Origin of the sequence: Dolichospermum sp. UHCC 0259 (assembly GCF_009711935.1) — a bacterium.
GTDB lineage: Bacteria > Cyanobacteriota > Cyanobacteriia > Cyanobacteriales > Nostocaceae > Dolichospermum.
In genome coordinates this window covers 1-9915 of sequence record NZ_VIKX01000162.1, presented here as the reverse complement: position 1 = coordinate 9915, position 9915 = coordinate 1, and the positions used below count along the sequence as shown (strand labels likewise).

At 42.3% G+C, this 9915-nt stretch carries 4 protein-coding genes; 2 read left to right on the top strand and 2 right to left on the bottom strand.

The window, feature by feature from the left end; genetic code table 11:
* Positions 1-235 (top strand): hypothetical protein (locus FJR05_RS26730; RefSeq protein ID WP_174783683.1); only part of this gene is annotated, 235 nt, incomplete at its 5' end.
* Here the strand turns inward: FJR05_RS26730 and FJR05_RS27305 are convergent.
* Both FJR05_RS27305 and FJR05_RS12635 read right to left on the bottom strand, forming a co-directional pair.
* A complete protein-coding gene (locus tag FJR05_RS27305) occupies positions 227-6268 on the bottom strand; it encodes a GAF domain-containing protein (protein ID WP_168644438.1) in 6042 nt (2013 codons plus the stop codon). The genes FJR05_RS26730 and FJR05_RS27305 overlap by 9 nt on opposite strands.
* Before the next feature lie 181 nt (positions 6269-6449).
* Positions 6450-7898: a glycoside hydrolase 100 family protein gene (locus FJR05_RS12635; protein WP_168644437.1), complete on the bottom strand. Its 1449-nt coding sequence runs from the start codon at positions 7896-7898 to the stop codon at positions 6450-6452.
* 846 nt (positions 7899-8744) lie between these two features.
* On the opposite strand from FJR05_RS12635, the gene FJR05_RS12630 reads away from it, so the two are divergent.
* Complete coding sequence (locus FJR05_RS12630; protein WP_168644436.1) at positions 8745-9815, top strand: Mrp/NBP35 family ATP-binding protein; 1071 nt, start codon at positions 8745-8747, stop codon at positions 9813-9815.
* Positions 9816-9915: the final 100 nt, after the last annotated feature.

Here is a 9915-nt window from a genome sequence, read left to right as displayed (position 1 = left end):
CCTCCTCTACCTCCTCTACCTCCTCTACCTCCTCTACCTCCCCTACCTCCCCTACCTCCTCTACCTCCTCTACCTCCTCTACCTCCTCTACCTCCTCTACCTCCTCTACCTCCCCTACCTCCCCTACCTCCTCTACCTCCTCTACCTCCTCTACCTCCTCTACCTCCTCTACCTCCTCTACCTCCCCTACCTCCCCTACTCCCCCTACCTCCCCTACCTCCTCTACCTATTTTAAAAGTTGTTGGATAGAGATAGCCAGTTGTTTAAGTTTAACTGGTTTGGTTAAATAATCATTTGCTCCTGCTTCTAGACAGCGATCGCGGTCGCCGGTCATGGCTAATGCTGTGAGGGCAATTATGGGTGTATTAATTAAGTTAGCATCAAGGCGAATTTGTCTCATGGCTGTGAGTCCATCCATTCCCGGCATTTGAATATCCATGAGAATCAAGTCAGGTTGATGAGTTTGTGCCATATCAATGGCTTCTTGACCATCCCTCGCTACCACAACGCTATAGCCTCTAGCTTCCAGATAGCTCAAAAACATAATAATATTGGCTTCGTTATCTTCTGCCAGTAAAATTAGTGGGGCTTGGTTTGTTACTGTTGTATTGCCGGGGATATCTATTGTTGAACCAGTGGTTGATTGATAATTGACCATGATTTCCGATGCGGAAGTACAGGGTAGTTCAACGGTAAAACAACTACCCACACCCAGTTCACTGGTTAATCCCACACTTCCACCATGTAACTCGACAATTCGCTTCACCAATGCTAGTCCTAAACCCGTACCTGAATATTGACGATTTAAGGCGCTATCTATTTGAATAAAGGGCTGAAATAGTTTATTAATATTTTCTGGAATGATGCCGATGCCTGTATCAATAACGGCAATTTTCAGGCAAGGTTTGAGACTAGAATTATGGATATTTAAGTTAACTTGGGTGACTTCTAGGGTAATACTTCCTCCATCTGGAGTAAATTTCACGGCATTATTGAGCAAATTAATTAATACTTGGCGAATGCGTCTTTCGTCTACCAATAGGTTAGGTAGATTTTTTTCAGTATTGATATGTATCTGAATATTTTTCTTCAGTGCTTGTTGTTTAATAAATGCTACACTAGATTTGCACAGATGAGTGACAGAAATTGGTGTTAAGTCCAGTGCGATCTGTCCGGCTTCAATTTTGGCTACATCGAGGATGTCATTGATCAATTCTAGAAGATGATTACCACTGCGTTCAACAGTTTTTAAGGCTTTGAGTTGGCGTTCATTGACTGTGCCAATGATATCGTCTTGTAGCACTTCAGTGAGTCCTAAAATGGAGTTGAGGGGGGTGCGGAGTTCGTGACTCATGTTGGCCAAGAATTCGTCTTTGAGACGGGTGGCACGGGCTAATTCTTCGTTGGAAATGGCGAGTTTTTGATTGGTTTCGGTGAGTTTTGCTTCTGCTTGGAGACGTTCGGATAATTCGGTTTGTAACTGGTCAAAAAGATTAGCTTGCTGAATGGCGATCGCTAATTGGTTGGCAATTTGTTGGAGGAGTTGGGCTTCGGAGTCTTTCCAGACTCGTTTTTCTAGGCAAGCATGAACGACTAAAACTCCCCAAAGTCTGTTGTTTCTATGAGATGCCACCCAGCGATGGTTGTCCCCGTCTCGGACTTCTTGTAAAATAGGAGCGACGATTTTGGATTGGATTTGCCCTTCCAGAGAATATTCTCCGAGGCAATCTGTCCAAATATCTTTCATGACATCGGGGATTATGCGAGGCTGTCCTTGCCAGTAGTATTCCAGAATTTCTGGAGACCATGTTTCATCTTCCCAATGGCGGTCTTTGAGTGACACTAACGAACCAGAAACAGATTCTTCGATTATTTGACTTTGGCCGTCAGCAAAGAGTTGGAAGACGATGACGCGATCGCCCTGGAGTAGGTCTTTGATATCAGCCGTGACTGTGGCGAGAATATCTCTAATATCTAGGGATTCCCGCACCTTTTGGACAATTGTTCCCAGAGTCCGCTGTTGTTGTAACTGCCGGAAGATTGCGGCCTCTGCCTGTTGGCGGATAATCAATTCTGATTGAGTTTGTTCATATAAACTTGCCTGATAAATAGCGATCGCTACCTGACTGGCAATTTGTTCTAATAATTCGATTTCCTCTGCTGTCCAGACATAAGGCTCACTATTTTGGTACATTCCCAACAAACCCCACAGTGAGTCACCCACAAAAATAGGTGTAATCACATAAGCCCTAGCCTGAAACTGTTGCAAAAGCTCAATATGACAGGGCTGTAAATTAGCCTGATAAATATCATTAACTGTCCAGGTTTCGTGATTTTGAAATCTACCTCCTTGAGTGTCTTGGAGATAAGTATCTGCCCAAATAGGATTGACATCATGTCCCACAAGTTTTGACCAACCGTTAACCACAGCCTCGGTGATAAATTCACCACTCCAGTCGGGTTGAAAGCGGTAAATCGCCACCCGATCTGCTACCAATAGTGATCTGGCTTCCTGGACGGCGGTATTGAGAATGACTTTGATATCTAGGGATTGGCGAATTGCTTGGGTAATAGTTAAGAGCAACTGTTTGTACATTGCTTGCTGTTCTAGGGCAAGTTCAGCTTCTTGGCGTTGACGTAGTGCGGCTTTTTGTTCACTAATATCTATGACTACACAAATGGTCTGATTATCTGAGTCGGGAAGAAATGCTGCTCCGATGAGGATGGGAAGCCGACTGCCATCTTTCCGGTAGTATTCCTTTTCCCAAGGCTCAATTGAGCCATGTTCAATCAGATGACCCATAGCCGCAAAGTCGGCGGGTAGATGTTCTGGTGGAGTCATCGCCAGCCAATCAATTGCCCCAGCATTAAAGTCATCTCTGGTGTAACCCAGCATTCCTAGGAAGCGATCATTAACATCAATTATCTGCCCTTTAAAATCAGCAAATAGCATCCCCACCACACTGGAATCAAACACCCGCCGAAAGCGAATTTCACTATTTTGTAAGTTAATTTCCGCTTCTTTGCGATCGCTAATATCTTGAAACATCCCCACCACACCGATAATATTATTGTCCCAATCTCGCAGGGGGGCTTTGTGGGTTTCGATCCATCTGGTTTCGCCAGTGGGGAGAATTAAAATTTCTTCCATTCCTAATTGGGCTACACCTGATGCAATCACCAGTTTATCACTGGCACGATAGGCGCTTGCTTGGTCTAGTGTCAGAGAAATATCAAAATCAGTTTTCCCAATAATCTCCTGTGGTGATGACAAGTTGAGACTGTTGGCTAACTGCTGATTACATCCTAAAAAGACCGATTCTGAATCCTTCCAAAACAGCGGTAGAGGGACTGTATTAATTACCGTTTGAATAAACTGCTGAGATTCCTGTAGAGCTTGTTCCGCTTGTTTGCTTTTGGTGATATCAAAGTTAATGCCAATCATGCTTTGAGGATTACCTTGGTCATCCTTCACCAATACCCCATAGGCTTTAATAAAGTGAACACTGCCATCAGGATGTACTACCCGAAACTCTGTATCATATTCCACTTCTCCTAAAATAGCTTGCTGTCCAAATGCTTGAGCGGCGGCACTATCATCAGGATGTAATCCGTTTGCCCAAATTTCGTAAGGCTGAGGAGAATCAGATTGTTTGCTGATCCCATATAGTTCGTACATTCGCTCATCCCAAAGCAGAATATTTTGGGTAAGATTCCATTCCCAACAGCCAAGTGCTGCGGATTTCAGGGATAAAGCGAGACGTTGGGATAGTCTTTGGAGTTCTGTTTCCGCTTGTTTGCGGGCCGTAATATCTTGAAAAGTTCCTAAAATACCAATGACTTCACCATTCAAGTTATGTAAGGGCAATTTATTGGTTTCTAACCAAATTATTGACCCATTAGCCTGATGCTGGGTTTCAATAATACCAAGTTTAGCGATACCGGAGTCCATGACTTGACGATCATCGGCTCGGTAGAGATCGGCTTCTGTAGCTCCCCAAGACAATTCGTAGTCAGTCTTACCGATAATATGAGTGGACGTGGGGAGATCCGTTCCGGCGGCAAAGTTTTGATTGCAGCCTAAATAGACTGATTGGCGATCTTTCCAAAAGACGGCGAGGGGAAATGTATCCAGTACAGTTTGCAGAAATTTTTCCGATTCCCGTAATTGAGTTTCCCTGGCTTGGAGTTCGTGGGTGCGCTGTTCTACTCTAGCTTCCAAGTCTTGGTTCAAATCATGTAGAGCGTCAATGGCGTTCTGGCGCTGCAATTCGGCGGCGGCTCTGGCTGCAAATACCTGAAGGATATCGATCGCTTCCCTGCGGATAGATTCCGGTAAAGGCTTCACATCTAGAATACAAAGGTTGCCAATGGCATGACCATGATCGTCTTTTAAGGCAATACCCAAATAACTATCTGCCTGGATTGTCGCCAAGTCTAAATCATGGGGAAAACATTCTTGGATTTGGCTTTTGCAGTAAAATTCCCCATCTCTGAGGGCTAATTCGCAGGGCGTATGCGCTATGTGATATGAAATTGCCGGCTGTAAAGCTCCATTTGCCCAAAATCCCAAGGTATGAAGTTGATTGCCCACTAATTTTGTCACCAAGGCATATTGAACATTTAAGGCTTCGGTAATGTGGCGGACTAACGCTGGGAAAAAGTCTCCTCCTGTGACAGTAGCAGTCCCTATTACCAGTTTTTGTAGGGTTAATTCCGCTCGTTGGCGTTCAATTAATTGCTGCTGTAATTGTTCGTGGTTGCTGGCCTGCTGAATGGCGATCGCTAGTTGTACGGATAATTGTTGGAAAAGTTCCACTTCTGACTCTTGCCAATCACGGGGATGCTGGCTTTCTGTGGCATTGAGAAAGCCCCAAACTTCCTGATCACATAGAATCGGTGCGAGAATTTTGGACCGGGTTTGTAGTTGAATTAACATATCCCGGTGACAGTCTGACATTTCGATTGTGTAGATGTCTGGAACAACGCGAATCTTCCCTTGGCGATACATTTCCACTTGGTTTTGTGAAAGACAAGTATCTTTGGTTTGTTTTCCCATCAGAGATAGGCCTGACTCTGTGGACTCGGCAACGGTAATGAATTCCCCATTGCTCTTTAATCGCCAAATATTCACGCGATCGCAACCCAATAATAACCGCACCTGGGTAACTGTTGTCTCCAGAATGGTTTGTAAACTCAAGGATGAGCGGATTTGGGTGGCGATGGTTGTGACTAATTTTTCTTGCTCTATCTTGGTTTGGAAAGCGATCGTCCGGGCGGCAACTTCTTTTTCTAGTTCAATGGCACGGGTTTCAAGAAACTTGATTTTTTCGGCTTCTAACTGCAATACTTTCTCTTCTAATACTTCTGCTAGTCTAAATAACTCTAAGGGCTTTAGGGCTTGGAGAAGATTCGTTTGGGTGACTATTCCTAATAATTCTCCCTGTTCCCCGGTGACAGCTAATCTGCGGATTAAGCGTTGTTCCATGATCTGCTGTACTACCCACAGGGAATCCTCTGGTTTGACGGAGAAAATCGGTGTACTCATCACTGCTTCGGCTAAATAGGTTTCTAGGTGCAAGCCTATTGCCTGAAATTGGACAATATCCCGTTCGGTAATAATTCCCACAGGAATTTGCAGAGATTGAGCCTGGATATCACTATTTTCCACAATTATCACCGAACTTACCCGGTTTTGAGCCATGAGTTGGGCGATCGCTAACATGGAACTATCTGGTGCGGCAAAAATTACATGATTTGTCATTACCTCTGAGACTGTCCGTAACCGTAACAGGTCTATAGGACGAGAGGTTTGTCGTAAACTTTCATGAGTTACCAATCCCACTACCTGATCTTGCTCATCCAGAATGGGTATGTGCCGAATATGATACTGTTGCAGCAGATTTATCGCCGCAAATAAATCGGTAAATGCTGACTCATAGAGGGTGACAACCGGAAAAGCCATGACCTCTTTGATGGCTAAATTCTCTAGATGACGTTGCTGGGCGCTCAATCGCACTATATCTCTTTCTGTTAAAATCCCCAGCAATTGCCCAGTTTCTACTACTAATACGCAGCTTGATCTTGCTTCTAAATGGAGTTCTTCTAGTTGTCCATTGGTGGGTTTAGTTGTATTACAGATAACTCTCACGCCACTCATTTGTGCGATCGCCGCCATCACTGTGGTCTCCGGTGTCACTATCAGGGGATCACGGACAATGGCAGAATGCAATTCTGATGGAGTCATTTCTGTGGAAAACTTGAACATTGGTCTGGTAGTATTTAAACGTGAAAGAGTAATTTCAAAAACTTAGCTTAATATGTTTTTTCTTCTATCAGAGTATTCTATACACAAAAAATATATTTAATTGACTTTAACTACTTAGCAATCTGTATACTGTATGTAAGTATATTAGATTCCCGACTCCGCCAAGAAGCCGGGATGACAATTAAAGATTCATGTAAGGATCTATATTACCAACTTCAAATTCACAAGCTCTAGAAACCACATCTGGAGGTAACTTATCAAAACTAATTAATGGTAAATAATCAGGATTATCTATAAGTTCCTGAGCCAATAAATAACCAGCAATTGTCCAAGTTTGATACTTTCTAGCTTGTTTACCAATTAACCTCCCTTTTTTGCCATCATAATATTCTGGCCATTCATCCTCCGATAATCTGACTTTAGCAATTTCAATGGCTTTTTCTGCCAACTGTGGTTTTTTGGTTTTCACCGCTGCTGCTGCTAACATCCACATTAAAACAGGCCAGCTACCAGCATTATGATATGACCAAGGGATATTTTTCGGGTCACATCCAGTCACAACTCGATATTCTTCACCTTGTAAAGCCGGATAACAGATTTTAACAGGCATATCTCCGACTAAATCATCCCATCGTTTTTCAATCAGATTCATAATTGCTTGGGACTGTTCCTCTGTAGAAAGATCGGAAATTACAGCCATTAAATTTCCCAGGGTGAAGAACCGAGTATCCATTTGTGATGGGCCGACATTTCCCGCAAAATAACCACCTTTTTTTGGTAGCCATTTATCTAACTCATAATAAGGTAAGGAATCGGCATAAATATTGAAAAGATTAACCGCCGTTTTTCCGTATTCCTCACCCTTAAAGCGATAAATTGCATTCAGCCGATTAATATCTATCCAGTAATGCTGACGAATATGCCCACATAATAAAGGTAAGCGGTTATCAATTGCTTCCACAATATCCTCATTACCTTTACAAATTAGCAGTTCTCTGGCTGCACGTAAAGCGGCAAAAAACAGCACTTGAATTTCTAAAGGATGCCCGTAAATTCCCATGCGTCTGTCTATCATACAAGCGCCATCAGGAACTAATAGCGTCGGGTACATATCAAACCGATTTGCCAAACAGATGTCCATAATTAACCTAATTCCTGTTTGGAATTCTGGTTGATGAGCTAAAGAAGGATCTTTAGTAGACACGACATAAGCTCGTAATAGAATTAACCACCATAAACAAGAATCTACAGGTGTGACTCTAGCGATCGCGTGTTCACCAAAATCAGCTTCTAAAAATTCTTCCCCATTGGCAGAAACAACTTTAAAACTGGCTGGGATTAAACCTCTACCAGGTTTATAGGCATCTAACGCCTTTTCTTTGGGTTGTAACTTTAATGTTTCTTCTAGGAAATTCTTGACAATATCTGTTCTGCCTTTAATCAGAAAAATTAACGCCGAGGAAACAAAATCTCGGATAAAACATTGGTCATAATTTAATGCTTCGACGGATGAATCATAAGCCGCTACAGTACCAACGGGCTGACCTTTGTAGTAGAGAATTGAATTCTCTAATGCAAGCCAAGCTTCATTTTCTATATTTTTACTTATCTCTAATTTGTTGAGTTGCATTACCAGACTAACTCCATTTAGATAGTATATTTGTTGGGAGTAGATGCACCTTTAATTATTCTCTAATGCCATTTTCATCATAACTTTGAAATAGCAAATATCAACTCATTCACAATACTAAATGTCATTCATACCCAAATTAAACTCAATACCTTTGCCAAACTGAAAAAGGCCTGGATTCGTAGGTTGGTTGATAGCTATAACCCAATCAATGTGTCACGTTACACTGTCGCTTAATCCAACTTACAAAAAATGGCAAAGGTATTGTAAACTGCATCGTATTTAACAGTTTTTTAAATTTCTAGAAACATGGATTCTTCTGTATGCAGAACCACTTAAATGTAGTATATCTACTTGATTAGCAATTGGCTATTGCGATGACAAAATAAATTATTCCCCTACAACTTAACAAGTTATAACGTTTTTTCAGAATATGCAATATCAACAGCTAAAAAAAATTGGGGGATTAATACTGATCAAGGGATATATATTATTTTACCAGTCCTTCCTAAGCTGCAACTTTTGATATCCTTGATTAACTGCGATGCCCGCAGTTTTAGCACAGATTAAACTGTTAATATCAGGATGATTGATAATTTTAGGGTTAAGTTCGCTAAGATGCTACAGCAATCCTAAATGATTCATGAACTCTTCTGTTGCCTGTTCCCTTGCCTCACCGATAAGTTCTCAACTCAAATAGAATTGCTATACATTCACAGACTCGCCGTTAAACAAAAGGTTTCTCAGAACTGACAACCAAACAATTACCCCAATAAAGTTAAGATTCTAGTATCTGTCAATGAAAATTTTTTAAGCTTTATAGTCAGCGGCAACGGTAAACACACTATGTATGATGTCCTAGATTCCCACGCAGTCCTAGAAGTGTTGCGACCAGTAGAAGATCCAGAACTTCGCAAAAGTCTGGTAGAATTGAATATGATTCGCAACGTCAAAATTGACGGTGGCAAGGTTAGTTTCACTTTGGTGTTAACCACTCCGGCTTGTCCTTTACGAGAGTTTATTGTCGAAGATTGTCAAAAAGCTGTGAAAAAGCTCTCTGGTGTCACAGATGTGAGTATAGAAGTAACAGCGGAAACACCCCAGCAAAAAAGCTTACCCGACCGCAACGGTGTACCTGGGATCAAAAATATTATTGCTGTTTCTAGCGGTAAAGGTGGCGTTGGAAAGAGTACAGTGGCGGTAAATATTGCCGTTGCTTTAGCCCAAACTGGTGCTAAGGTTGGTCTATTAGATGCAGATATTTATGGACCCAATGACCCTACTATGTTGGGTTTGAGCGATGCTGAAATTAATGTCCGGTCTACAGAGGCAGGAGACATTCTCGAACCAGCTTTCAATCATGGTGTCAAGCTTGTTTCTATGGGCTTCTTGATTGATCGAGATCAGCCAGTAATTTGGCGCGGTCCGATGCTCAATGGTGTGATTCGTCAATTTCTCTATCAAGTGGAATGGGGAGAACTGGATTATTTAATTGTGGATATGCCCCCAGGGACTGGAGATGCTCAATTAACTTTAGCCCAATCTGTACCAATGGCAGGGGCAGTCATTGTGACTACACCACAAACTGTGGCTTTGTTAGATTCCCGAAAGGGGTTGCGGATGTTCCAGCAGTTAAATGTTCCAGTTTTGGGAATTGTGGAAAATATGAGCTATTTTATCCCCCCAGATCAACCGGATAAGCAATATGACATTTTTGGTTCTGGTGGTGGTTCAAAAACAGCCGCAGAATTGGGAGTTCCCCTGTTAGGATGTGTACCATTAGAAATTTCTACCAGAATTGGCGGTGATAGTGGTGTACCGATAGTTATTGGTGAACCTAATTCAGCCGCAGCCAAAGCATTGAAAGCGATCGCTCTCACTGTAGCAGGTAAAGTTTCCGTTAATGCGTTGACATAAGATCAGGAGTCAGGAGTCAGGAGGAAAGAAGAAGAAAGAAGAAGAAAGAAGAAGAAAGGAGAAAATTCCTACTCTGAACCCCTACATCCCCACACGCCTA